Annotated in this window: 23 protein-coding genes; 9 read left to right on the top strand and 14 right to left on the bottom strand. The window is 59.4% G+C overall.

What is annotated here, in order from left to right; translation table 11 throughout:
- Positions 1-36 precede the first annotated feature (36 nt).
- The gene (gene xthA, locus A8C75_RS07670; RefSeq protein ID WP_067380281.1) at positions 37-852 is read left to right on the top strand and encodes an exodeoxyribonuclease III; all 816 of its coding nucleotides are present in this window, start codon (positions 37-39) and stop codon (positions 850-852) included.
- Between the two features lie 91 nt (positions 853-943).
- On the opposite strand, the gene A8C75_RS07665 is transcribed toward xthA, so the two are convergent.
- A complete protein-coding gene (locus A8C75_RS07665) occupies positions 944-1,870 on the bottom strand; it encodes a universal stress protein (protein WP_067380278.1) in 927 nt (308 codons plus the stop codon).
- Between the two features lie 250 nt (positions 1,871-2,120).
- Here A8C75_RS07665 and A8C75_RS07660 point away from each other — a divergent pair, with 250 nt between their 5' ends.
- Both A8C75_RS07660 and A8C75_RS07655 read left to right on the top strand, forming a co-directional pair.
- Positions 2,121-3,422, top strand: a complete 1,302-nt coding sequence (locus tag A8C75_RS07660; protein ID WP_162272097.1) for a GGDEF domain-containing protein — start codon at positions 2,121-2,123, stop codon at positions 3,420-3,422.
- Positions 3,423-3,496: 74 nt separating this feature from the next.
- On the top strand, positions 3,497-4,096 hold the full coding sequence (locus A8C75_RS07655; RefSeq protein ID WP_067380272.1) for a DUF5610 domain-containing protein: 600 nt from the start codon (positions 3,497-3,499) through the stop codon (positions 4,094-4,096).
- 95 nt (positions 4,097-4,191) lie between these two features.
- On the opposite strand, the gene A8C75_RS07650 is transcribed toward A8C75_RS07655, so the two are convergent.
- Both A8C75_RS07650 and A8C75_RS07645 read right to left on the bottom strand, forming a co-directional pair.
- Entirely contained in the window at positions 4,192-4,584 is a 393-nt protein-coding gene (locus tag A8C75_RS07650; protein ID WP_227819857.1) for an MGMT family protein, read from the bottom strand.
- Complete coding sequence (locus A8C75_RS07645) at positions 4,557-7,292, bottom strand: bifunctional acetate--CoA ligase family protein/GNAT family N-acetyltransferase (RefSeq protein WP_067380266.1); 2,736 nt, start codon at positions 7,290-7,292, stop codon at positions 4,557-4,559. Before A8C75_RS07645 ends, A8C75_RS07650 begins: the two co-directional genes overlap by 28 nt.
- A gap of 235 nt (positions 7,293-7,527) precedes the next feature.
- Between A8C75_RS07645 and A8C75_RS07640 the strand changes: the two genes are divergently transcribed.
- The 4 genes from A8C75_RS07640 (at position 7,528) to A8C75_RS07625 (ending at position 10,735) form a co-directional block, all read left to right on the top strand.
- Positions 7,528-8,226, top strand: coding sequence for a hypothetical protein (locus A8C75_RS07640; protein ID WP_067380264.1), 699 nt, complete (start codon positions 7,528-7,530; stop codon positions 8,224-8,226).
- A gap of 236 nt (positions 8,227-8,462) precedes the next feature.
- Positions 8,463-8,657, top strand: a complete 195-nt coding sequence (locus tag A8C75_RS07635) for a PA3496 family putative envelope integrity protein (protein ID WP_067380261.1) — start codon at positions 8,463-8,465, stop codon at positions 8,655-8,657.
- Positions 8,658-9,048: 391 nt separating this feature from the next.
- Entirely contained in the window at positions 9,049-9,252 is a 204-nt protein-coding gene (locus tag A8C75_RS07630; protein ID WP_067380258.1) for a PA3496 family putative envelope integrity protein, read from the top strand.
- 442 nt (positions 9,253-9,694) lie between these two features.
- On the top strand, positions 9,695-10,735 hold the full coding sequence (locus A8C75_RS07625; protein WP_067380255.1) for a nucleoid-associated protein: 1,041 nt from the start codon (positions 9,695-9,697) through the stop codon (positions 10,733-10,735).
- 39 nt (positions 10,736-10,774) lie between these two features.
- On the opposite strand, the gene A8C75_RS07620 is transcribed toward A8C75_RS07625, so the two are convergent.
- Both A8C75_RS07620 and trhO read right to left on the bottom strand, forming a co-directional pair.
- Entirely contained in the window at positions 10,775-11,530 is a 756-nt protein-coding gene (locus tag A8C75_RS07620) for a GGDEF domain-containing protein (RefSeq protein WP_067380252.1), read from the bottom strand.
- Between the two features lie 262 nt (positions 11,531-11,792).
- A complete protein-coding gene (trhO, locus tag A8C75_RS07615) occupies positions 11,793-12,776 on the bottom strand; it encodes an oxygen-dependent tRNA uridine(34) hydroxylase TrhO (protein ID WP_067380248.1) in 984 nt (327 codons plus the stop codon).
- 445 nt (positions 12,777-13,221) lie between these two features.
- On the opposite strand from trhO, the gene hisC reads away from it, so the two are divergent.
- The gene (gene hisC / locus A8C75_RS07610; RefSeq protein ID WP_067380245.1) at positions 13,222-14,298 is read left to right on the top strand and encodes a histidinol-phosphate transaminase; all 1,077 of its coding nucleotides are present in this window, start codon (positions 13,222-13,224) and stop codon (positions 14,296-14,298) included.
- 71 nt (positions 14,299-14,369) lie between these two features.
- Here the strand turns inward: hisC and A8C75_RS07605 are convergent, their stop codons facing one another.
- From A8C75_RS07605 to A8C75_RS07590, 4 genes are all read right to left on the bottom strand, one after another.
- Positions 14,370-15,539, bottom strand: coding sequence for a type III PLP-dependent enzyme (locus A8C75_RS07605; RefSeq protein WP_067387075.1), 1,170 nt, complete (start codon positions 15,537-15,539; stop codon positions 14,370-14,372).
- A 207-nt stretch (positions 15,540-15,746) separates the two neighbouring features.
- On the bottom strand, positions 15,747-16,349 hold the full coding sequence (locus tag A8C75_RS07600) for a CBS domain-containing protein (RefSeq protein ID WP_067380242.1): 603 nt from the start codon (positions 16,347-16,349) through the stop codon (positions 15,747-15,749).
- Positions 16,350-16,475: 126 nt separating this feature from the next.
- Positions 16,476-17,363 (bottom strand): PhzF family phenazine biosynthesis protein, encoded by an 888-nt coding sequence (locus tag A8C75_RS07595; protein WP_067380239.1) that lies wholly within the window; start codon positions 17,361-17,363, stop codon positions 16,476-16,478.
- A 107-nt stretch (positions 17,364-17,470) separates the two neighbouring features.
- Positions 17,471-17,641: a DUF1127 domain-containing protein gene (locus tag A8C75_RS07590; protein ID WP_067380236.1), complete on the bottom strand. Its 171-nt coding sequence runs from the start codon at positions 17,639-17,641 to the stop codon at positions 17,471-17,473.
- A gap of 166 nt (positions 17,642-17,807) precedes the next feature.
- On the opposite strand from A8C75_RS07590, the gene A8C75_RS07585 reads away from it, so the two are divergent.
- Positions 17,808-19,238 (top strand): aminotransferase-like domain-containing protein, encoded by a 1,431-nt coding sequence (locus tag A8C75_RS07585; RefSeq protein WP_067380233.1) that lies wholly within the window; start codon positions 17,808-17,810, stop codon positions 19,236-19,238.
- A gap of 12 nt (positions 19,239-19,250) precedes the next feature.
- On the opposite strand, the gene A8C75_RS07580 is transcribed toward A8C75_RS07585, so the two are convergent.
- The 5 genes from A8C75_RS07580 to A8C75_RS07560 all read right to left on the bottom strand — a co-directional run bounded on the left by A8C75_RS07580 (position 19,251) and on the right by A8C75_RS07560 (position 25,929).
- A complete protein-coding gene (locus A8C75_RS07580; protein ID WP_067380230.1) occupies positions 19,251-20,990 on the bottom strand; it encodes a hybrid sensor histidine kinase/response regulator in 1,740 nt (579 codons plus the stop codon).
- On the bottom strand, positions 20,974-22,137 hold the full coding sequence (gene ercA, locus A8C75_RS07575) for an alcohol dehydrogenase-like regulatory protein ErcA (protein WP_067380228.1): 1,164 nt from the start codon (positions 22,135-22,137) through the stop codon (positions 20,974-20,976). Before ercA ends, A8C75_RS07580 begins: the two co-directional genes overlap by 17 nt.
- A 160-nt stretch (positions 22,138-22,297) precedes the next feature.
- Positions 22,298-22,666 (bottom strand): TraR/DksA family transcriptional regulator, encoded by a 369-nt coding sequence (locus A8C75_RS07570; RefSeq protein WP_067380224.1) that lies wholly within the window; start codon positions 22,664-22,666, stop codon positions 22,298-22,300.
- 481 nt (positions 22,667-23,147) lie between these two features.
- Positions 23,148-25,073 (bottom strand): molecular chaperone HtpG, encoded by a 1,926-nt coding sequence (htpG, locus tag A8C75_RS07565; RefSeq protein ID WP_067380221.1) that lies wholly within the window; start codon positions 25,071-25,073, stop codon positions 23,148-23,150.
- 130 nt (positions 25,074-25,203) lie between these two features.
- On the bottom strand, positions 25,204-25,929 hold the full coding sequence (locus A8C75_RS07560) for a DUF599 domain-containing protein (RefSeq protein ID WP_084784225.1): 726 nt from the start codon (positions 25,927-25,929) through the stop codon (positions 25,204-25,206).
- Positions 25,930-25,943: the final 14 nt, after the last annotated feature.

Raw genomic sequence — 25,943 nt, 5'->3', positions numbered from 1 at the left:
CTGCTGCGCCGCCCGTCATCAGGAGTACCGTCAGGCATGAAGCTGGTCTCATTCAATACCAATGGAATACGCGCCCGCCTGCACCAGCTGGCCGCGCTGATCGAGTCCCACCAGCCGGATGTTATCGGCATTCAGGAAACCAAGGTTTCAGACCCCGAGTTCCCTATCGAAGCCATCGAAGCCCTGGGTTACCACGTGGAGTTTCATGGTCAGAAAGGCCACTACGGCGTCTGCCTGATCTCGCGCCAGCCCCCGCTCAGCGTGCAAAAAGGCTTCCTGACGGACGATGAAGATGCGCAAAAGCGCCTGATCATCGGCCGCTACGCCAGTGAGAACGGCACCGAGGTCACGGTCATTAACGGCTATTTCCCCCAGGGCGAGAACATTGCCCACGCCACCAAGTTCCCCGCCAAACGCAAGTATTACGCGGATCTGCAGGCCCACCTGGAGCAGCACTGCGACCCGGCCGAGCTGCTGGTAGTGATGGGAGACCTGAACATCTCCCCCGAAGACATTGATATCGGCATTGGCGAAGACAACCGCAAGCGCTGGCTGCGCGATGGCAAAAGCAGCTTTCAGCCCGTCGAGCGCGAGTGGCTGCAACGTCTTCAGGGCTGGGGCCTGCAAGACACCTACCGACTGCACAAGCCCGACGACAACGCACACTTCAGCTGGTTTGATTACCGCAGCCGCGGCTTTGAACGCGAGCCCAGACGCGGCCTGCGCATTGACGCCATCCTGGCGACGGCACCCCTGGCAAGCCTGTGCACAGACGCAGATATCGACTATGTGATTCGTGCCATGGAAAAGCCGTCCGACCATGCACCCATATGGGCCACCTTCGACCTCTGAGATCTCCAAGCAGCCGCTATAGCAAAAGGCCCGCGAATGCGCGGGCCTTTTGCATTCCCCGTAGTTGTCGTCGCGGCGGCGACACTCTCGGTCAGGGCGAACCAAAGCCCGGTGGCTTGACCGCCAGCACGTCACAGTCCAGGTGATCGAAGATCCGCTCAATGGTACTGCCCAGCAGCAACCTGTCCAGAAAGCCTCTGGCAACCGACCCCATCACCATCACATCAATTTTGTGCTGCGCGGCAAACGCAGGCAGGGTGACATGGCTCTCCCCCTGCAACTGATGCACGTTTTCAGCGTCAATATGCACCAGCTCATCCAGCATCTTTTGCAGCGCATCGGCATGCTGCTGCACGACCTTTCGCTGCAGCGCGGCATAATCCGTCACAACATGTTCATCGAATATCACCGCCTGCGGCAGGGTCTGAAAGCTGTGTACCACATGCATACGGCCATCGGCCAGGCGCGCCAGCACACAGGCCTGATTCAGAATGCCGCGGTCCAGTTCCGCCGGCGCATCGCACTCGTGAAACGGATCGACACAGGCAGCCACCTGGGGTATACGGCCCCACTGATGCGCCTTGACCAGCAACATCGGCACCGCACATTGCCGCAGTAACTGCCAGTCATGGTGCGCCATCCAGTAGTGTCCCAGCCGGCTGTGGACACCAATCTGGTGAATCAGCAGATCGGGGTCGTAGCGCTGCGCCTTGCGCAGAACGCCATCGCAATGATGCCGATCCCAGGCGACATCCACTTCCACACTCAGCCCCTGGCTCTGCAGGCTCGAGGCGATTGCCAGCAAGCGCTCTTCCACCTGGCGCAAATAGCCATGCTGCGCGTGCAGACCCGCCTCCTGATCGAACAGGTAGCCGTTGCGTACCGAAAGGTTGAAACAACAGCAAAACAACTCGATAGACGCGCCCGAGCGTTCCGCCAGCCAAACGGCCTTGGCGATCGCCTCGGCGCTATCGTGATGCTCTTCGACATTGACCAGAATCTTGCTAATCGTTTTCATATTGCCTCCTGCAACAGCGAGATCTCTGCTCGAGCCCGGCAGCCTTTTCTGGCAACTGCTCCTGAGAATACGGACTGGCCCGCGAGGACTGATCAGCCCACCCGGAGCAACCAGGGAGACCGATACACAACGGCATTGATGCCTCGCCGCCGCAGGCTTGATTGATAACGCGACAAAGTGAAGTACAGTCTCCCGGAGACCGGCAGAGTCTGCTAGGATCAGCGCACACTATATGAAGGATAGTGCGTTTGTGACGATACAAGTGCTTCGCCTGCTTATCGCACCCTTTGCCCTGATGCTCATGGCGACACTGGTGCTATTCAGCAACCTGAGCCGCCTGTCCCCGGAACTGCAACTGCTGATTGTCACCCTGCCCTATCTGCTCGGTGCTGCCAACCTGCTGCTGGGGTTTATGTTTAACCAGAGCCGGCTGCTGTTCGCCGCATTCAATCTGCTGGGCGTCTACGCACTTATCCAGCTCTGCCTGCAGACCCCGCTGGAACGACCCGACAATTACGTGCTGTTCAGCCTGCTGTCCCTGCTGCTGCCCATCAACCAATTCGTGATTTGCCTCGCGCCCGAGCGCGGCCTGCTCAACCCTGGTGCCTGGCTGCGCCTGCTATTGCCCCTGGCCACCTACCTGATACTCGGGTTCCTATGGCAGCAACAGATTCTGGGCTACTGGCTTGGATACCTGCCCATGCTGCTGCTCGAACTGCTCGTCGCAGGTCACTACCTCAGTGAAGGCGCCGCCTGGCTATTTGGGCTGACCTTTGTACTCAGCGCCCTGGTGTTATCGCTGCGCCGCACCCGCGCCGATGCGGCACTGTTCGTATCTCTGCTCATCATGCCGGCACTGTTTTTCTGGTTTGACCTGACGCACATCTCACCGCTGCTGTTCACCTGTATCCAGCTGATACTGTGTCAGGCATTGGTCTCACACTCTCACCATCTGGCGTTTATTGATGAGCTGACGGGCCTGCCGGCACGCCGGGCGCTGCAGGAGCAGCTCAGCAGCCTGGGCCAGCGCTATACCCTGGCCATGATGGATATCGATCATTTCAAACAGTTCAATGATCGCCACGGCCACGACGCCGGCGACCAAGTGTTACGCATGGTGGCATCTCAACTCAAGCAGGTAGGCGGTGGCGGACGGGTCTTCCGCTACGGCGGCGAGGAGTTCACGGTGCTATTTCGCGGCAAAACCGAGGCCGAGGCTCTGCCCTATCTCGAACAGCTGCGCGAAGCCATCGCCGGCTACCCGCTGCATCTGCGCCAGCCCAACCGCACCGAAAATGCCAAGGCGGGCCGCCAACAGCGTCAGACAGGCACGCCCGCCAAGAGGTCAACCCAAGGCTCGGACAAGGCGCTTCGGGTCACCATCAGCATTGGCCTGTGCGAGCGCGGACCTGCACAGCTGCACAGCGATGAAGTCATGCAGCTGGCCGACAAGGCGCTCTACGCCGCCAAAGGCGCCGGGCGCAACCGCACCCTGGCAAACTCTCAGCAGACGCGGCGCCCCAGGCGCAACAGCCAGGCGGATTTTGCATGAATAGGTTTCACTCAACAGCCGGGGCACGCCGCCGATACTCAGGGCATCCACTAACGCTGGGAGCCTGATCCGCCATGGACATAAAACCCGACAACTTCGGCCGACAGGTCTCCGCCCGCGCCAGAGCCCAAGACCGTCCCGCCGGCGGCCTGGGCACAGCGGTTTCTCAAGCGGCCCGTAGCGACAAGCAGCTCACGCCCGCCGATCATAGCCAGGCGCGCAACGAAGCGATTCTCGAAGCTTCACTCAAGGTCAGTATCACTGTGGGCAGCCAGCCCATGGAGGCGCTGTATCGCAGCGTTATAGGCGCACTCAATGAAGCACTGCAGACGGACCTTGGCGACTCAGCGATTCAGACCGCCTATGCCGCAGAGCTGGATGTCAGCCCCGAAGCCACAGCCGCGCGCATCCTGAGCCGCTCGACGGCCTTTTTCGCGTCCTATCAGAGCCAGCACCCGGAACTGAACGCGGGCGACGCCCGCCTCAGCTTCGCCGACCTGATACAGGGCGGCATCGACCAGGGCTTTGCCCAGGCGCGTGACATTCTAAAGGGTCAGGCCGTACTTGAGGGCAATATTGCCAGCGCCATAGACGCGACCTACAGCCTGGTCGTGCAGGGATTGGAGGCCTTCAGAGCACAGCCTGAGACACCCGTCGAGACTCCCGCAGGCTAACCGTTAAAGGCACAACGGCTGATTGAAACCCTGCACGAACTTTACTGCGCCCAGGTTTAGTCGCCCGCCAAAAAAACCGCCTGCCCCGTAACGGCTCAGCCTTCGCCATCCCAGCGGTAGTGCGCCAGCGAAATGCGTCCACGCAGAAAACAGATACCCTCGGATTCAAGCCGACTGCGTTGCAGCCGCGCACCTTCACTCTGCGCCGGCAACGACAGTTCGCCCCTGGCGTTCACCACCCGGTGCCACGGCAATCGACTGCCCTCCGGCAGCCGGCTGAGAATACGCCCCACCAGGCGCGCCCGACGCACAAGGCCCGCCAGCTCGGCCACCTGACCGTAGCTGCAGACCCGCCCACTGGGGATGCGTGCCACCACCTGCCAGATACGCTCGGCATCCGTGAGAGGTTCTGCGCTGACATCGGCCTCGGCGCCATCGCGCGCCAGGGCGGTCTCCAGACTCATGACTGCAACCGGTACATCTGCCATTCCTCGGTCGCCTCATTCAGCATCATGACCATCTCGACCACATCCTCTTCGGCATTGAAACGCACCTTGAAACCCAGCTTTCGGGCCAGGGTCTGCATGCCCCGGTTAACCGGCAGGGTCGAGCCATACAGCTGCAGCGTCCCCCGACTGCGACAGTAGTCGATCAGCTTGTGCATCAGCACAGCCCCGACACCCTCCCCCTGCAGATCGTCCCGAATAACAATGGAGAACTCGCTGCGCACATTATCCGCATCCGTCACCGCCCGCACCACGGCCAGGGTCTCGTTGCCGGCGCCGTTTTCCCGCGGTGCCGACACCACAAAGGCCATTTCGCGGTCATAATCAATCTGGGTCCAGTTGGCCAGCTCCTGGTGCGTCGGCACACCACGGCTGTAGAAATAGCGCATGCGGATAGATTCAGGGCTGAGATGATTGTAAAACTCCAGATGATCGGGTTCATCTTCACCTCGAATGGCGCGCAGCACAGCCTTGCGGCCAGAGCGACGCAGACGAATCGTCTCGGTCAGATGCTCGGGGTACGGCGATATGGCCAGGCGCACAGGCTCGGCCACCGACACGGCCACATCCACCGCCAGCAGACCGCGCTTGTTGAGCAGCAGCGGGTTAATTTCCAGCCCGGCGATATTAGGCAGATCCACCACCATTTCCGACAACTTGATCAGCAGATCGCACAATTGATCGACATCGCGTTCAACCTGATAGCTGTTTTCACAGATGATGTCGTACACCCGCGAGCGCTGCACCAGGGTACGGGCCAGCGCCTGATTCAGCGGTGGCAGCATCAGCTGTCGATCCGCCAGCACATCCACCGTATAACCCCCTGTGCCAAACAGCAGCAGCGGCCCGAAGATGGGGTCGCGGGTAATGCCCACGTTGATCTGCAGCGACTGAAAGCCACGCTTCATCTGCTGCACGCAAAACCCCATCACCTGATCATCACTGAAGCGCTCACGCACGCGGTACTCAAGCCGAGTCACGGCATGGCGCACCTCACTGACCGAGTACAGATCCAGCGCCAGATCGCGCCAGCGCTGGCGCACCTTGTCGTCATAGCTGAACGGGTAGACATTCTCACAGTGCAGCGCCCGCACGGCCACGGATCCGCCCAGCTGCTTGGCCACCTCCACCACGCCTTCAACCGAATCGGCATAGTACGAATGGGACACCGGCACGCCGTACAGATCCAGTAATTCACAGGCCTGGGCATGGTGCAGAAACCCCCGCCCTGCTTCCAGCGCCTGGGCCACCAGATTACGCGCCTGGATGTGATTCTGGCTGTTCTGCTGCAGAAAAGGCGCCGGCGTCTGGCGCATGACGTCCTGATTGTGCCTGTAGCGCACCATCTGCAGGAAGGCATCAACCGCCTCTTCAGGGGTAATGAAGGTGGCGATGCCGGCGGTATTGAAATGATTGCGGGCGGCAATGGCCGTGGCCCGGCCCATCCAGCAACTGAGCACGTTGCGTGGCGTTCCCCGGGCAACCTCTATCACCGCCCGGGCGGTCTCGGCACCCGGCGCAGGATGGGTCGGCGCATGTATCACCAGCACCGTATCCACTGCGGCGTCGGCGACCAGGATACGCAGCGCTCTGGCAAAGCGCTCGGGCGTGGCGTCGGCATTTAGATCCACAGGATTGCCCCGGTTCCAGCCATCGGGTAGCAATGCCGCTAACGCCTCACAACTGGCCTCTGACAACGGCGCCAACTGGCCACGACCGCGCAGCAAGCGGTCGGTTGCCAGTGCATTGGGCCCCATGCCATTGGACACAATGGCCAGCCGCTCGCCACGCATGGGCTTCATGCGCGAAAGGGTTTCCAGAGCATGGAACAGCTGATCCGAGGTTTCGACCCGCAGCACACCGGCACGGCGCAGCGCAGCGTCATACACAAGGTCTTCATCGCTGACACCGGGCGCCAGGCGAGCGCAGTGCTCGGCATCCTGCACCACATCGGACTTGAGCACCAGCACCAGCTTGTTGCGTGATGCGGCGCGTAACGCCGAGAGAAAGTCCCGTGCAGAACCGGTCATGCGATCCATCTGCAGCAAAATGGCGTGGGTGTGAGGGTCCTTGGCCAGATAATCGATCACTGCGGGAATATCAACATCAACACTTTCACCCAGGGTCAGAAAGTGGGAAAAACCAATCTCCTGCCCGTTTGCCCAGTCAATCATGGCGGTGCCAATCAGCCCCGACTGACCCACGTACGCCACCTTGCCGTGACTGATATTAACGTGGGAATAACTGGCATTCATGCGGGACCCCGGCACCAGCAAACCCATGCAGTCCGGCCCCAGGATGCGGATGCCATAGGGATGCGCGGCGTCCAGCACTTCCTCATGCAAGGTACGCTCGGTCTTGCTGTCTCGAATCGACAGGCCACCGGTAAGAATCAGCGCCGCCTTGACCATATGGGCACCAAGCTTGCGGATAATGTCGGCAACGGTCTGGGGCGGCGAGCAGATAATGGCCAGATCCGGCATCTTCGCCAGCTCACTGACACTCTTGACACAGGGCACACCCCTTACCGTCTCGTAGCCCTGGGCGTTGACGACAATCAGTTCACCCTGGTAACCACCGTCAAGCAGATTCTGCAGCACAACGCCACCCATGCTGTCATCGCGCTCCGAGGCACCAAAGACAGCAATGGAGTCCGGTTTGAAAAATCGCTTTAGGTATTTTGTCGACACGCGACCCTTCCTGTTCAGACGAGACTGCTGAAGCTGCTCATGCAGATCAGCATACTATTTTAGCCTGCAAAGCCGGTTACGGGAGCCAGCAACCCGTATGTCATTATGCATAAGAGCAACGCCCGGGCGTCTTGCACCCTATCCCCGGCCACTCGGGCACGGCCTGCCAGTGGCAAAAAACTCGCATACAATACCCCCTTCAGGATAATTTTCAGCCAAAGGACAGAGACCCCGCATGCACCTGCCCAACTTTCGCCTGTTTTTGCCTGCCCTGCTGCTCGCTGGCTGCAGCAGCACGCCACCACCGTCCGTTGTTACCCCGCCGCCGGAGCCGGCACCGCGTCAGACCGACATTTTCCCCGACAAGGTACGCCCTCAGATCACGGCCTTGCGAGCCGATCCCGGCGAGCTGGCCCGCAGCTTTGTCGATGACTATCAGCGCCAGGTGCTGTACAGCGGCCAGCATGCCGCCACCCTGGCCCGTGAGTACCAGTTCCGTGAGAATCGCTGGTCAACCCAGCAAGACAGGCTGATGATGGTATTTGACAATGACAGTGGCGATAGCGGCTTCGTCGCCTGGAGCCTGAGTCGCAATGCCACGGCCACCTCCCTGCGTGTTCAGGACTCTATGATCGGCCAGCGTTTTGCGCTGATTCTGCGCCCGGCACGCCTGTGCTTTGCCGTCAACGCCGCCCAGGCCCCCAGCTGGAGTACCGGCCGCTGGGCCTATGATCCAATACGCCCAGGCTCTTTCGAATGCAACGGCCTTACCAACAGCTCGGCGTTCAAGCCGGGCACGCGCCTGCCAGCATTGCTGGGCGCCTATTTTTCCGAGGGCGATGCGGTGCTGATGTTTGACAGCCGCGGCCAGCGTGATGCGATCGCAGGGGTACTGGCACAGCTGTTCCCCTACCTGACTTTCAGCCCGCGTTAGCACACCAAATCTGCCTGTAAGCGCCGCAGCCTAAGCGGTTACAGGCAGCTGCTTTTTACCGTTGCAAAATCACTGCACCAAGCTCTAATATCTGTTCCATACTAGTTAGGGAGTTACGCACAGGCTGTGCTGCAAAGCAGGCTCTGGGTGTAAGGCGCTGTCATATACCAGGACAGATACAGCGTCATCCGGATTCTCAGCAAGGTAATGCGCGGACAGATGTCGAGAACAGATCTATGAGCAAAAAACACAACAGCAGCGACATGACAGACGACGATGATGTCGTGGACTGGGACTCCGAACCGGAGATCAAGGAAGACGCCCCCGAAAAACGTAAAACCATCGACCCGGCTGCACGGCGCCGCATCGAGCAACTGCTCGAAGAACGCGCCCTGAGACAGCAGATAGAAGATGCGTTTGACGACGATTAAGCCTCCCTGTACAGCTGCCAGCTAACAGACGTCAGTCCCGGGAACCGACCCGTGCCGGTTCCGTTCCGCTTTGTCCGCATCAAACGAACCAGCAGACTACATCCGCCCGCACCCAAATAAATCGAACCTGCCTGCAGCCCCTGCCAGCGCGACGTCTCGGCGCTGTGGCAACAAAATGCCCTGCCGCCAAAGAATTCACTTTACCCAACGCCAAAAGCTGCTATATATTCGCAAAATGAACCGCGCGGCAGCTTGTCAAGCCCCAAATGGCCGTAATCCGGCAGGCGCTACCCCTGCGAGCAAACCTATTGGCACACCAGCGCCATGATTTTTCAACCGGCGGGGCTCTGTCCCTGTTTGATTTCAACCTGAGATGTGAGAACGAGAGCCGATGGGCACCAAAATTCGTGTCGATCAAGTCCCTGCGGACGATATCGAAGACTGGGATGACGACTTTGAAGACCGGGACACAAGCACCCGGGGCAAGAAGATTAGCTACAACAGCAAGAAACGTCGTCAGATAGAAGAACGCATGGAAGAGCGCCTTCTGGCACGTCAAATAAGCAGCGGCTACGAAGACAGCCTGTACGAGTGAGCCTGCATCCGCTGCCCCGGCAGCGGAGCCTTCACGCGCGGTTACCCCGGTACCCGCTCTTTGCCTGTTGCCGATCAGTGCACCGCCTCGCGGATAGCCCTCTGGATGTTCCGCCGTACTCTTGAAGCAATGCTTCCCCGTGCCACCAAACCGACTCTCCCACCGCCCAGACGTTGTTTCGACTATGATTGTTAGGCACGGGAGTTGTCTGATCTATACAGCCGAGGCCTTTCTCCAGCGAGTCATTCCCCCTCAGCGATCAGTTCTCGTGCACCTTGCGCTGCCCCTTGCAGTCACCTGCATGCCACTCATCCCCTAGTGTACTGCACGCTTGTGCCAGGCGCGTACAGGACACCTATCCTTCGCTATTGCCGAATCAGGCTCGCCCCCAGGGCTCTGTTTGTCGTAAAATTCACCGGTCTGAAGCCCAGCCGGAACTCCCATGGAATTACAGAAAGTCGCTATCCGATCACTGACCCGCGCCGCAGGCGAGCTGACTGCGCTTGATCCGCAGGCTCCGCTGGTACAGCAACTGTTTGAAGCCGTTACCGGCAGTTTTGGCCGCCGTTCGGCCCTGACCCACGGTGCCTTCAGCGACGATACACTGTACGAACACCCCTTCGCGACCGCACTGCTACCCCTGACCGGCGACAGTGCCAGTGATGCAGATCTGGAGGCACTGGCCGATGCCAGTCTGGCGGCGCTACTGCAAAGCGCGCAACCCGACCAGCCAGCCGATGCCTGTGACAGCCAGGTCATCTTCCTGCTGTATCAAAGTGATCGCTATCAGTACCTGCTGCTCGCCCTGGTAGAGCACGAGACCCGTCTGAGCCTGGACGCCAACCTGCAGCCCATCCAGGCCCAGGTGCTGGCGGCTGAGCGGCTGGTGCAGGCACTGCGCATCAACCTCACCCGCCTGGGCCGCAGCCAGGACAGTTACCTGAGTTTTGTGCCCGGCAAACGCAGTGGCAGCATCGGCCAGGACTTCCCCGGCGCCCTGGGCTGCAGTCAGGCTATTCCTGCGAGCCAGAGCACCCGCGAACTGATCCGCGCCACCCGTGATTTCTGCAATCAGAATGCGTTGCACGAACGCAAGGATGAAGTGGTGGAAGACGTCGTCAGCTATCTGGAGCAACAGCGTGGCGAGCAGCGCCATGCGTCGCTGAATGAGGTAGAGCGCTTGTTCGATGCCTATATCCCACCCAGCGAAGATCCGGCACCGGGAACAACCTTCGGCGAGTTTGCCAATACCGAACCCTACCAGGTCAGTCAGGAATTTCAGCCACACCGCGGCACCCTGAAAGCCCTGAGCAAGGTCAAAACCAAATCGGATAACTGGCAACTGGACTTTGCCCGCCGCTCCCTGGGGGCCCAGGGCTCGGATCGGGACATTTTGTTCGACGAACAGGGGCAGACACTGACTTTGCGCCGTTTGCCGACGCGCGTTATTCAGACCATCCGTGAAGCACTGGAGCAGGAATAGACACAGCCCAGAGCAGGTCTGTCGCCAGGCAGACCCCGCTCAGCTATTGTCCGAGCCAGCAAAGCGCGCGGCAAGGCCACTCACACGGTTGCGGCCCTCACGCTTTGACCAATAGAGCCGCTCATCCGCACGCTGCAGCAAGGCACTTGCTGTCTCCTTGCTGCGCAGCTGCGACACACCAAAACTGGCGGTAACCGGACGGCCGATCCCAAAATCCGCCTCGCAGAAGATCTGCCGCAGTCGCTCCGCCACTTCCTGCGCCAGAGCGCCGTCGGTTTCAGTGGCGATCAGCATGAACTCCTCCCCGCCGGTACGGGCCAGGAAATCCACTTCGCGCACCGCCGCCGACATCAACGACGCCACCTGGCGCAGCACCGCATCTCCAACCGGATGACCATGGCTGTCATTCACCTGCTTGAAGTTGTCGATATCAAACAGAATCACCGACAGTGGGCGCTGAAAACGCTGTGCTCGGCTGATTTCCTGTGCCAGTAGCGCCTGTATACGACGGTGGTTGATCAACCCGGTCAGACCGTCGGTCGAGCTTTCGCGCACCAGGATAGTCAGTTCGCCAAAACGGCGCACCGCGAAGATCACTATATAGATAGGCAGAAACAGCCCCAGCGAGAACAGCATCTCATCGAGGTCAATAGCTTCATAGGCACGGCTGAAGGCATACAGTTTTTCACTCAGGTCCAACCGGCTGACAACATAAAAAATTATCAGCAAAATCAGGCAACTGAGTAAAAATTCCCGCAGCCAGCGACGCTTGTTCAGGTACTTGTGATTATCCAACCGCAAAGAGTCCCGTGTGTATGTGGGAACAGCGCGAAGAATCCATTGTAAGGAGTACGCCGATTCGCCACAACACGAATGTCGCTATCTAAAGACAGCAAAGAACGAGTTCTCCTGAGCCTGATACTGCAAGCCAAACCAGCATTGCGGGCCTGGTAACCAGACACCCGTACCGGTCGGAGTCGAACAACCGGCGGGGGAAAGCTGCGCGCAGCGCCTCACTACGCGGCTGTATGGAGATACTGTGAGGCCTTGCTGGGCCTCAGGAAGGCCGCTGCGCCTGGCGCTCGCGCAGCGCCTTTTTCTCATCCTTGCGCTTCTTGATGGCCTTGGCGGCATCAGCGCCCAGGTGGACCTCACCGCGCCGCTCGGCCAGCCTGACTTGCAATTCACGCTGCGCATAGCGCGCACGCTGCTCATCGGACAGTTCATCAAAGCAATGCGGACAGCTGACCCCCGCCATGTATTTCTCGCTGTTCATGTCCGCCTGGGTAATGGGCAGACGGCAGGCATGGCACTGCTCAAAGCTGCCCCGCTCCAGCGCATGATTGACCGTGACACGGTTATCAAACACAAAACACTCGCCCCGCCACAGCGACTCTTCCTGCGGCACGTCCTCCAGGTACTTGAGAATGCCACCCTCCAGGTGATACACCTCCTCAAAGCCCTGCTCCTTCAGGTAGGCAGTCGATTTCTCGCAGCGAATACCGCCGGTACAGAACATCGCAACCTTTGGATGCCTGGCAGGATCCAGATTCTGTTTCACAAAATCCGGGAACTCACGAAACGTCTTGGTCAGGGGGTTCAGCGCGCGCTCAAAGGTGCCGATCTGCACCTCGTAGTCATTGCGGGTGTCGATTACGACCACATCCGGATCCGCGATCAGGCTATTCCAGTCCGCAGCTTTGACATAGGTGCCCACAACCTGGCGCGGGTCTATGCCCTGGACGCCCATGGTGACGATCTCTTTTTTCAGTTTCACCTTGGTACGGTAAAACGGCATCTCGTCGCTGTAGGACTCCTTGTGGGAAAGGTTCGCCAGGCGCGCATCGGCGCGCAACCAGGTCAGCACCGCATCGATCCCCGCACGGGAACCGGCCACGGTGCCATTGACGCCCTCGCGGGCCAGCAGCAGGGTGCCACGCACGCCCTGAGCCTCCATCACATCGTGCAGAGGCTGGCGCATGGACTCAAAGTCCTCCAGGGTCGCAAACTTGTACAGGGCACAAACAACGATCTGAGTCATATCATTTCCGTCTTGCGATCCGGGGCGTAAGCCCGGAGCAGAGTTAAACAGGCGCGCATTATACCAAACTGACGCCAAAGCTCGACACCATGCACAGTGCAACGACGCCCTCGAACAACGCCAAAAAACAAAAAATCTGTGCTGCCCACCCGATACTGAACTTTTATCCATCCTGTGAATCTACTAACACGGATCAGGTCTGCCCTGGATACAGGGCATGCCTGGCCCAATCCTCAGCCGGCGCCCCCGGTGCCTGTGGGACGTCGGCTGACTTTCCTCATATCAATCCGCTGTCTAAACGCCTGTCATTTTCGCTACTGACCTCGACCCAGAACACGCAGCTTTTAACCCGCCTCTAGGAGGCTATCCGAGAATGCTGCTATGCTAGGCGCCATTCTTTGTATCGCCTCGGCGCCCTCTCAACCCATCCTGTGAAAGCACCGCAATGAGTAAATTCTGGAGTGAAGCGATCCAGCACCTGGTTCCCTATGTACCAGGCGAGCAGCCGAAAGAGCAGCAGATCGTCAAACTGAATACCAATGAAAACCCCTATCCGCCCTCGCCGCTTGTCATGCAGACACTGCAGGACTTTGATCTCGAACGTCTTCGGCTCTATCCGGATCCCGATGCGCGGGCGCTAAAACAGGCGCTGGCGGATTACCACGGCGTTACGCGGGACAACGTCTTTGTCGGCAATGGCTCCGATGAAGTACTGGCGCATACCTTTATGGCATTCTTCCGCCAAAAGGCACCGCTGCTGATGCCCAACATCAGCTACAGCTTTTACGATGTCTACTGCAACCTGTACGACATTCAGTACAGGGAAGTCCCGCTGCAGGCCGATTTCAGTATCTGCCTGGATGACTACAGCCAGACCAATGGCGGCATTATTTTCGCCAACCCCAACGCCCCCACCGGCCGCACGCTGGAACTGGATGAAATCGAACGCCTGCTGGCGCGCAATACCGACTCCGTGGTGGTGGTGGATGAAGCCTACGTTGATTTCGGTGCCCAGAGCGCCGTCGCCCTGACGCAGCGCTACGACAACCTGCTCGTGGTGCAGACCTTTTCGAAATCACGCTCCCTCGCGGGCCTGCGCATCGGCTTTGCCATCGGGCATCCGGACCTTATCGACGGGCTGGAGCGGGTCAAGAACAGCTTTAATTCCTACCCACTGGACATGCTGGCCATCAGCGCAGGCGTCGCCGCGATTAAAGATGAAGATTACTTTCGCAGCACCACCGATCGCATCGTCGCCACCCGGGAATGGACCTGCAACGAACTCCAGGCTCTGGGCTTTATCGTACTGCCCTCGTGCACCAACTTCGTTTTCGCCCAGCACCGCTATCTGGAAGGAGCGGAACTGATGGGCTACCTGCGCGCCAACGGCCTGCTGGTGCGGCATTTCAGCCGCCCGCTGATCGACAATCACCTGCGCATCAGCATCGGCACCGATACCGAAATGCAGCAGCTGATCGATACCCTGACCGGGCATCCGGATATCATCCGCCTGGAAGCCTGACCCGGCCAAAACGAAAAAAGGGTGCCTGATAAAGGCACCCTTTTTTTCAGCGGTTGAATTCGAACCCCACGTTAGACGACGTAGTACTTGAGTGGCGGAAAGCCGTTGAACTCGACCGAACTGTAACTGGTGGTGTAGGCCCCGGTGGAGAACCAGTACAGCCGATCCCCCATTTCCAGCGACAGCGGCAACTTGTAGCGGTAGCTTTCGTACATGATATCCACGCTGTCGCAGGTGGGCCCCGCCAGAATCACCTCTTCGAATTCCGCCGCAGGATCATCGTCACGTTCGCTGGCCAGTGGATACTTGATGGCCTCGTCCAGCGTTTCTATCAGGCCGTTGAACTTGCCGACATCGGTAAACACCCAGCGCTCCAGCGCGGTCGCGGACTTGCGCGAAATCAGCACCACCTCAGACACCAGAATACCGGCATCGCCCACCAGCGAGCGCCCAGGCTCCAGAATGATCTCGGGTACATCGTCACCGAAATCCTCTTTCAGAAAACGCGTAATCTCCTGCACATAGACGGCGAACTCGTTGGCCTTATGCAGATAGCTGGCCGGAAAGCCGCCGCCCATGTTGATCATTTTCAAGCCGATGCCATATTCTGCCTGCAGGCGCTCAAAGATCACCTTGACCTTGGCGATGGCACCGTCCCAGACATCAATGTCGCGCTGCTGCGAGCCTACATGGAAGGACAGGCCCCAGGGCACCAGCCCAAGGTCGCGCGCCAGTACCGCCAGCTCCACCGCCATCTCCGGGTTGCAGCCAAACTTGCGTGACAGCGGCCAGTCGGCGCCCTCGGAGCCTTCGGTCAGCACCCGAATATAAACCTTAGATCCCGGCGCCTGTGCCGCGATATTGCGCAGATCAGCCTCGGAATCCGTCGCATAGAGCCGCACACCCTTGTCATGGAAATAACGGATATCGCGCGCTTTCTTGATGGTATTGCCAAAGCTCATGCGTGAGGGATCAACGCCGTGCTTCATGACCTTGTCCAGCTCATAGGTCGAGGCAATGTCGAAGTTCGACCCCAGCTGCGCCAGCAGCGCAATGACTTCATCCGCCGGATTCGCCTTCACCGCATAAAACACCCGGGCGTAGTCGAAACCCTGCTCCAGCTGCGTGTATTTCTGGCGGATATTGTCCAGATCAATCACCAGGCAGGGGGTCTCCCGGCTATCGGCAATCGCCTTCGCACGTAGCCACTGTTCGGGACTGATATGTTCTGGCAGCTTCATCAGGCGCAGCACCTCTCAATATGCGGTGGTTGGGGCCCCAGACATCACCTGCGAGCAGATCGGATGCTGCAGGCTGGGCTGGACCCATAAAAAAGAACCCGCAGTGATGGCATCAGCGCGGGTTCTTTTCTGAATTTTCGCGGAGTATAGAGCAATGACATCAGGGCGCAAACATTTTCGCCCCGGATTGAAAAAGCAGCCCGCCCCTCAGAGCTCTCCACCCTGGGCGACGATTTTTTCGATCTCGGCGAATGTCTTTGCCTCGTACATGACTTCAAAACTGACCTTGAGCAAACGCGAAATATCGCTGGCCGAGATAACCCCCCGCACCCGCTTGACGCCGGCATAGCCCTCATCAATCACCACAACGTGCTGGTCGCCCGACCCCTGCATGGTGAGCATCAGGTCACCGATGGTGGCATTGGCTACCTGCTCGAATGTCAGACCACGAATATGTGCCCTGCCAAGCATAATGTGGCACACCTGCACTTCGGCGCGGGCAATACCGTGCTGTTGGGCATACACCATGGCCCTGGAACCTGCGATATCCCGCGCGGTAATCACACCGGCGAACTGGTTCTTTTCATTGACGACAAACAGCATGCGCACATGCTGACTCTTCATCCAGTCCAGCGCCTCGTCGACACTCATCTGCGCCGATACGGTGACCGGGGCAGTCTCGGCAAAGTCGGTCATGACGTCCAGCGCAGGGCTACGCAGGGTCGATTGCGGGCGGACCTGGGTGGGCGAGAGCAGGTGGTCGACGTCCGACGCCTCCTGCACTCTCAAATGGCGGAATTCCTGAAACATAAGCGCTCCTACTGCAGCTGTTCTTCTTGGCGCACAGACTAGAAGCATAGCGAGTTTCAGAGCGTATTTCATTGCCCAAAGCGAGCGGTGGAAAAACACCGGCACCCAAACCGCCGGCCCCGTGACTTAATCCAGCAGGAAATGCCCCTCGCTGATACGCCGCGCCTGGCCTTCGACAAACACGGCCTCGACCCCCGCCGCCCCCATTTCGACCCGGGTCTGGATCAGACTCGCCCGTCCCATCTCGATACCCTGCTCAATCCGCAGCCGGTGTGTGCCAGGGGTAGCGGCCTGCACGGCAAGATAGCCCGCCAGGGCCGCCGCCGCGGATCCGGTGGCGGGATCTTCCGGAATATTGTTGGCGGGGTCGAACATGCGCGCACGTACCGCCTCGGTGTCCTCTTGCAGGCAAAAGCAGTACAGATTGGAGACAGGCCCATCGCCCAGCAACCGGCGCCAGTGCGCCACATCCAGCGCCGCCTGCCCCAGCGCCGCCAGATCCCGAACCTGCAACAGCTGAAACGGCAAACCGCAGCTGGCAATCACAGGCTGGGCCACCAACTGCTCAGACTGCAAGCCGATCAGCACAGCGGCCTCATCCCGGCTCAGGGTACTGGCCGACATTTCTGGCAGTTTTGCGGTACGCAGGCGCGCGACAAGCCCTAATTCGGTCGCTTCGATCTGCACCGGCACAGGCCCCACGCGCTGTTCAAGCACCAGTGTGTCCGGCTGATCCGGCGCAAGCAGCCCAAGCTGTGACAGCAATAACGCCGTGCCTATGGTCGGATGGCCGGCAAAGGGAATCTCTCCGCCCGGTGTGAAAATGCGCGTTTGAAAGTGATTTCCCGCCATCGCCGGCCCAACGAACACCGTTTCAGACAGATTCAGTTCGCGGGCAATCTGCTGCATCAAGGCTGTCGGCAGCTCGGCGGCATCGGTAAATACCGCCAGCGGGTTGCCGCTAAAGGGCGTGTCGGTAAACACATCCAGGGTATGGAAGCTGAGTTTTTGCATCTTTATCGGCCCTCTTTAATTCACCGGTACTCGTTAATCAGCCGGTATTCGTTGGTTCGTTCAGCGCCAGGGCTCTATCACGGCAGGACAGAGCCCTGGGTCGGCGGTCATTTTTCCCAGAAACGCTTGTGCCCTTCCAGATAGGCATCGGCCCGGCTGATGCCTATATCCTTGAGGCTGCGGTCGTCCAGCCCAAGCAGCTGGCGGCGTGAATGGTAGCGTTGCTGTGCACGGCGCAGGGCTTTCCAGATGCGATGGAACAGTTCAATACTTAACATGGTTTCGTCCTCCCGTTGTTGATGTTGTACAGAGTAACGAAAGCCCAAAAACCATTACAGATTCAATAAAATATTAATTAACCATTACAGATATTGAGAAATTACGACTGTACTGCTAATTTTACTGGCATCTGTACTGATACTTTATAAGCACACAGGATCTGTAATGAAACTCTATGAGCAGGTTGCGACTGAGCTGGGGTCTCGCATCGAACAGGGCTTTTATCGCTGCGGCGACCGGCTGCCCTCCATTCGCGCCCTGAGCAGGGAGCACGGGGTCAGCGTGGCCACCGTGCAGGAAGCCTACCGGCTGCTGGAGGATCAGGGCCTGGCCCAGCCCAAGCCCAAATCCGGCTACTATGTGCGCCTGCGGCCCGCTACCCCACAGCTGCCGGAGATCAGCCGACCGGCACAGCGCCCACTGGAAGTCTCCCACTGGGAACATGTACTGGACCTCCTCTGCTCCGGCGAAACCCCCGGCGTGCTGTCACTCGGCCGCGGCATGCCGGATATCACCGCCACGACACTCAAGCCGCTGCAGCGGGCTCTGTCCGAGGGCAAGCGCGGTGACAGTCTGCGCGGCTTCGCCTACGACAGCCTGCAGGGCTCGCCAGAGTTGCGCCAGCAGGTCGCGCGCCTGAGTATCGACGCCGGCTGCAAGCTGCACCCCGATGACATCGTCATTACCACCGGCTGCCAGGAAGCACTCTCGGCCAGCATTCGCGCCGTCACTCAGCCCGGCGATGTGGTGGCGGTGGACTCGCCCAGTTTCTTTGGCTCCATGCAGGCGATCAAGGCCTTTGGTCTCAAGGCCATGGAAATCCCCACCGACCCCGTCAATGGCATCAGCCTTGAAGCCCTGGAACTGGCTCTGGAACAGTGGCCGATCCGCGCCATCCAGGTAACTCCAACCTGCAACAATCCGCTGGGCTACACCATGCCGGAGACGCGCAAACGCCAGCTGGTGAGCCTGGCCCAGCGCTTTGACGTCGCCATTATTGAGGACGATATCTACGGTGATCTGAGCTTTCAGTTTCCACGCCCGCGCTCCATCAAGTCGTTTGATATCGACGACCGGGTACTGCTGTGCAGCTCCTTTTCCAAGGTACTGGCACCGGGCTTGCGGGTGGGATGGGCGGCCCCCGGACGTTACCGGGATCAGGTCATGCACATGAAATATGTTGGTACCGCCGCCAGCTCCACCCTGCCACAGCTGGCGGTGGCCGAGTTTATCGAGAAGGGTGGCTATGAACGCCACCTGAGACGCATGCGGGCACAATACCTGGATGGGCGCGACCAGATGATTGCCGCGGTGGAGCGCTACTTTCCCGCCGGCACGCGGATCAGCTACCCCCAGGGCGGCTTTCTGCTCTGGGTCGAGCTGCCGGGGGATATCGACACCCTGCAGCTGAATGACCGACTGCAGCCCAACGGTATCCGCATAGGCCCGGGGGTGCTGTTCTCGGCCTCGGGCAAATACCGCAACTGCATGCGACTGAATTTCTCGGACAAGCCCTCGGCCGCGCAGGACCGGGCCCTGCAACAGGTGGGCATTGAAGTGCAGCAGATGCTGCAGGAGATCGACCGGGTTGCCTGAGCAGACCTTGTATTAGCGGGGCCTTTCAGTCTGCTGCAGCAGGTGGGTCAGCAGTGCCCGCAGCTTGCCGGGGCGCACCGGCTTTGGCAGGACCGGCAGGCCCTGCTCACGAAACAGCTGCAGAGTATCGGCCGAACGGTCCGCCGTGATCATGGCGGCCGGAAAACCAGTTCCCAGTTGCTGGCGCAACGCCTGTACCACCTCAAGCCCGGTACGGCCCAGATCCAGATGATAGTCCGCCAGCAGCAGCTGCGGGGCGGCTTCCCTGCCCTCTTCGCCATTCTGCACACAGAGCGCCAGTGCAGCCTCGCAATCGCGCGCCACACTGAGCTCGCAGCCCCACTGTTCCAACAGCGCACACATGCTCAACAGCACGCCCTCATCGTTATCCACCACCAGCACCCGAGTGCCTGCCAGACTGTCCAGCGGCGCACTTAGCTGCTCCGGCGCCGCAGCAGCTACCTGCCCCGGCACCCGCGGCACTTCAATGGCGAACATAGAGCCCTTGCCAAGGCTCGAGCGGACCTCGACGCGATGCTCCAGCACCCGTGCGATACGATCCACAATCGCCAGCCCAAGGCCCACACCGCGACGCTCACCGGCATGATGGTCGGGCAGCTGGTGAAATTCGCAGAAAATATCCTCGAGTTTGGAGTCAGCAATGCCTGCGCCGCTATCCCACACCTGAATGCTGACCCGGTCACCGCGGTTACGTACTCCCAGCAACACAGTGCCGCGCTCGGTATAGCGCAGTGCATTGCTGAGAAAATTGCGCAGAATGCGCGTCAGCAGACGACTGTCGCTGCGAATATTCAGCCGGCTGGGCGCCAGCCGCAGCTGTAGCCCTTCGCTGGCGGCCACCGGCTGTAGCTCAGCGGCCAGCGGCTGCAGGATGGACTGCAGGGAAAATTCGGCCAGATCCGGTCGCACCGCATTCTGGTCAAGCCTGGAGATATCCAGCAGGTCGGTCAGCAGATCCTCGGCCCCCTCCAGCGCCAGATGCACGCGTTCAATCAGGTAACCGTCCTGGCCTTCGAGCGCGCGTTCGCGCAGCGTGGACACCAGCAGGCGCGCCGCATTCATGGGCTGCAGCAAATCATGGCTGGCCGCCGCCAGGTACTTGTCCTTGCTCTTGTTAGCCTCATGGGCGGCATCACGGGCCAGGCGCAGCTGCTCGTTCAGCTCAAGCAGCTCTTCGGTACGTTCGGCGACCCGCTGCTCAAGCTCGGCATTAAGCTGCTGTAGCCGCTCGCGGGCACGCTTGCGCTCTGTATAGTCAGCCACGAAGGCTTCGATAATTTCGCCGCCATCAACCTGCTTGAGCAGGATATTCATGGCCACATCCACGGTGCCGCCATTGCGGCAGCGCAGACGGGTTTCATAGCCGATAAGCCGCTGACTGGCGAGCAGCATCTGGCGTATCGCCGCCAACTCCCCCGGATCAACAAACAGCTCGGTGGCAAGGTCACGCACCTGATCGATCACCTGCGCGGGCGAATCATAGCCACAGAGACGGGCGATGGCCGGGTTCGCCGCCAGCACGCCACCGGTCATATCGGCGCGAAAAATGCCGTGCAGGGCGTTCTCGAACAGCCACTTGTAGCGGTTGCGCTCCTGCTCCAGCTCGTGCATCTTGCGCTCGAGTTCAGGGTAGTAACTCTTGCGCGCCGACTGACTGCCAAGGCCGATCAGGTCTTCGAAGGTCGCCGGATTCTGCTCAGAGGCATTGTCCGAATCAGAGCGCTTCTTCATAGATGACCTCAACATCCCGCCGTGAGGACTTGCGCGGGTTGGTCAGGATGCAGGGATCCTTGATGGCATTTTTCGACAGCGAAGGTATATCGCTCACATTCACCCCAAAGACGCCAAGCGACTCTTTGAGCCCCACCTCCTGCTTGAGCCCGATGACGCGCTGCATCAGACGCTTGCGGATCTCGCTGCTGTTCATGCCGCGCACATCCACCCCCAGGGTGTCGGCGATGACCTTGAACTTGTCCGGCGTTTCGCGGTAATTGAAATCGATCACATGCTCCAGCAGCATGGCGTTGCAGAGGCCGTGGGGCAGATCCAGATAACCGCCCAGGCTGTGGGACATGGCATGCACGGCGCCCAGAATCGCGTTGGAGAATGCCAGCCCCGCCTTCATGCTGCCGAGCATGACCTGCTCGCGCAGGCGCAGATCATCGGGGTGGCGAATCAGATCCGCCAGGTTGCCATTGATCAGGCGAATGGCATCCAGCGCATGCATGTCGGTCATGGGGCCTGAACCGGTAGAGACAAAGGCCTCTATGGCGTGCACCAGTGCATCCACACCGGTACAGGCGGTCAGAAACGGGTCCATGGTCATGGTGGTTTCGGGATCGATCAGCGAGACATCCGGTACCACGGACTTGCTGACGATGGAAATTTTCACCCGTTCGAATTCGTCATTGATGATGGCGAACTGGGACACATCGGCGGAGGTGCCGGAGGTGGTGGGAATCAGGATCAGTGGCGGAATCGGCACCGTCAGGGTATCGACGCCCTCGAACTCCAGGATATGGCGGCCGTGACTGCTGACAATACCAATGCCCTTGGCGCAATCCATCGGGCTGCCACCGCCCACCGCCACTATCAGGTTGCAGCCCTCACTCGCATACAGGGCCGCACCGCGCATCACCTCCTCGGAGCGAGGGTTGGGCGAGACATCGGTAAACACCACGTAGTCGATCAGCGCCTCGCGCAATGTCTGTTCCACATCCGCGACCCAGCCTGCCTTCTGCACGCCGGGATCGGAGACCAACAGTACCTTGCGCGCGCCGAAGGTTCTCGCATAGTTGCCGACCGTCTTGCGGGCACCGGCGCCAAAGAGAATTTCGGGGGCGACAAATTTGCGCAGATTGGAAAGTTCATGGCTCATGCGTGGGTCCCGTTGTATCTAAGCCCCTGGGAGCGGCTCTTGTTTTGTCTGCATTATACCGACTGCGCCAGACAACAACATCGACGGACCTGCACGCCGCTCTCGCTCACACACCATAGCCGGCACCCCACAGGGAGCCAGGCTGTGCGTTGCGCCAGGGCTAGCGCACTTCCTGCTGCTGCTGGCAGCTCATGCATAACGGCGATTCAGGCCGCACGCTCAGGCGGGCAAAGGGAATACTGGCATCACAACTGCGACAGTAGCCAAAGTCCTCATCACCTTCATCGATGCGCCGCAGCGCCGCTTCCACCAGATGCAGACGACGCTCGCTCAGCATTACGTTGGCCTTGGCCATGTTGCGCTGCTGCAGAGCGTCGCTGCGCTCGCTGGTATCGAACTGCTCGCGGTCGCCGCCCACCTCCGCCAGCATCTCGCGCAGGCCGGTAATTTCTTCGCTCAGGTCATGCTGTAATTTATGCAGGCGCTGAATAATCAACTGCATCTGCTCGTCCTGTACGGTGTGTTCCATAATATGGGTCTCTCAATTTGTCGATTTCAGACAGCGCCTAGGGCTCGAAAATGCCTGGCGTGTTACGGGCAAAAAAAAGGCGGACCCGAAGGCCCGCCTGGATACTCCAGCAGTCGCTCAGGGGTCTGATCGCATCGGCGTCAGCTCCGGGATGGCACCCGCCTCCCGACGCCACAAGGGCACCAGGACAGCTCGAGCCTTGCCCAGACAGGGGAAGGTCGAGCTTGCATTTGTGGACTGCTGGAAATTGGACATTGTTAACTGAGTGCTCTTTTACTAAAAAATATGCGTAACTAAACAGCTTGTTGCTGACTTGAGTGTCACCGATCTGATGGCAAAATACCAGCATTCTGCATCCGCGATTAACAGATGCCACAGGCGCCACCCCATAAGCCTCTGGCACTCGCGAGTGCACGAATATAAAGCACAAAAAAAGCGGCCTCCAAAGGCCGCTTTTATACCCTGCGGGTGACTTACCGGCTTACTGACTCAGTTCAAGCAACAACTTGTTGAGACGCGCCACGTAGGCGGCCGGATCATCCAGCTGTCCACCGGCGGCAAGTCCCGCCTGATCAAAGATCACCAGGGACAGCTCCCCAAAGCGATCTTCATCCACTTCCTGGTCCAGCTTCTGAATCAGCGGATGCGCAGGGTTGAGCTCAAACACCGGTTTCACTTCAGGCACGGGCTGGCCGGCGGCTTCCATGATGCGGCGCATCTGCGCGCCCATGTCATAGCTGCCCAGTACCACGCAGGCCGGGGAGTCGGTCAGGCGGTGCGTGATACGCACATCCGATACCCGCTCACCCAGTTGGGTCTTGAGACGCTCAACCAGGCCGGAAAGCTCCTTGGCGGTCGCTTCCTGGGCGGCTTTCTCTTCCTCGTTTTCAACCTCGCCCAGATCCAGCTCACCCTTGCTGACATCCTGGAAAGACTTGCCGTCGAAGTCGAACAGGTGGCTCATCATCCACTCGTCGATACGATCGGTCAGCAGCAGCACTTCAATGCCCTTCTTGCGGAAAATTTCCAGGTGCGGGCTGCTCTTGGCGGCGTTGAAGGAATCGGCCACCACGTAGTAAATCTTGCTCTGACCTTCCTGCATGCGGGCCACGTAGTCATCCAGACCCACGTTCTGATCGCTGGTGCCCGTATGAGTGGAGGCAAAGCGCAGCAGCTTGAGTACTTTTTCGCGGTTGGCGTGATCTTCCGCCGGGCCTTCCTTGAGCACCTGGCCGAACTCTTTCCAGAACGCCTGGTACTTGTCGGCATCGTTCTTGGCCAGCTTGGCCAGCATGTCCAGGGCGCGCTTGCTCAGGGCCGCACGCAGCTTATCGACATGCGGGTCCTTTTGCAGGATCTCGCGGGAAATGTTCAGCGACAGGTTGCTGGAGTCCACCACACCCTTGATAAAGCGCAGGTACAGCGGCAGGAACTGGTCCGCCTGGTCCATGATGAACACACGCTGGATATACAGTTTCAGGCCACGGGGGGCTTCGCGGTTCCAGAGGTCATAGGGGGCTTTTTCCGGTACGTACAGCAGCGAGCTGTATTCCAGGCTGCCTTCGACCTTGCTATGAGACCAGCTCAGCGGATCGTTGAAATCATGGGAGACATGCTTGTAGAACTCGGAGTATTCCTCGTCGGTCACTTCGCTCTTGCTGCGTGTCCAGAGGGCCGTGGCACTGTTGACAGTCTCGTCCTGGGGCGCTGCCACCGGCGTCGGCTCCTGGCCTTCTTCCGGCTCTTCTGGCTCAACGGCATCCTTTTGCATCACGACCGGCAGCGCGATGTGATCGGAGTACTTGCGCACCAACTCGCGCAGGCGCCAGCTGTTGGCGAACTCGGCTTCTTCTTCCTTCAGGTGCAGCACGATGCTGGTGCCGCGGCTCTCTTTTTCCAGCGTGGCGATGCTGAATTCGCCTTCACCACGGGAGGACCAGTGCACGCCTTCGGCTGCCGCCAGGCCCGCACGACGGCTAAACACATCCACCTTGTCGGCAACGATAAAGGCCGAGTAAAAGCCCACACCGAACTGACCGATCAGCTGGCTGTCCTTTTTCTGGTCGCCGGTCAGCTGGGACAGGAATCCGGAAGTGCCGGACTTGGCAATGGTGCCCAGATGATCGATAACATCCTGGCGGCTCATGCCAATGCCGTTATCGTCGATGGTGATGGTCTTGGCGGCTTCGTCGAAGCTGACACGAATCCTGATATCGCCGTCGTTCTCGTACAGATCGGCGTTGGACAGCGCTTCAAAACGCAGCTTTTCCGCCGCATCCGAGGCGTTGGAAATTAGCTCGCGCAGGAAGATCTCCTTGTTGGAATACAGGGAGTGAATCATCAGATGAAGCAGCTGCTTCACTTCCGTCTGGAATCCGAGAGTTTCTTTCTGGGTTTCGGTACTCATGAATATATAGGCCCTTGGTTCTGCAACAATTTCAGGTAACTCGCCTGTGCTCCAGAGATGGGGCCGGCAGAGTCGATTTCAAGGCCTGAATGCAAAGCTCATGTGCATAACCCCTGCAGGGGCCGCCATTTCAGCGCTCGACTTCGGTGCTCATCATCATGGTTTGCAGCGCCAGGGAGACGAATTCACGCCTGTAGAGCACGAATACCACTGTGCCCGACAGCAACATGAACAGCCAGGGGTTGATAAACCAGCCCAGCACAGCAACGCAGAAATAGTAGGTACGCAGGCCAATATTGAAGTTGTTGGCCGCCAGGGATGTCATATCAGCGATACGGGCCGCGTGGGCCTGCAGGCGCTGCTCATTAAGCGACTCGCTCGGCACAGGCGCACCGCCGATCATCACCGATGAAAAACCATACTGGCGCAGGCTCCAGGTGAACTTGAAGAACGAATAGACAAACAGCAGGATCAGCAGCAGCAGCTTGAGCTCCCACTCCCCGGCCGAGAGCGGATAGGCATAGGGAATATCCCGCACTATGTTCATGGCTTCATCGGACACATTGAGCAGTGTCATGAGACCGGCCAGAATCAGGATGGTGGTGGAGGCAAAAAACGCCACCGTGCGCTCCAGATTGGCGATGGCGGTGGTGTCGGGCACGCGATTGTCACGCATCAGCATATGGCGCATCCACTCCAGCCGGTACAGGTGCATCACACTGGCCAGGCAGGGCGTGGTGTGTGCTTTAATGCGCGCATAGGTCATGTAGCCACGAAAACACAGCAGGAACCAGCCCAGCGCCAGCAGGTTAATCCAGTGCAACCTTAGAAAATCCACCACTACATCGCTTGTCATCAATATCCGCCCGA

The sequence above is a fragment of the Marinobacterium aestuarii genome, assembly GCF_001651805.1.
Classification (GTDB): domain Bacteria; phylum Pseudomonadota; class Gammaproteobacteria; order Pseudomonadales; family Balneatricaceae; genus Marinobacterium_A; species Marinobacterium_A aestuarii.
Note: the sequence above shows the minus strand (reverse complement) of the source record. Positions and strands in the feature narration are given on the sequence as shown.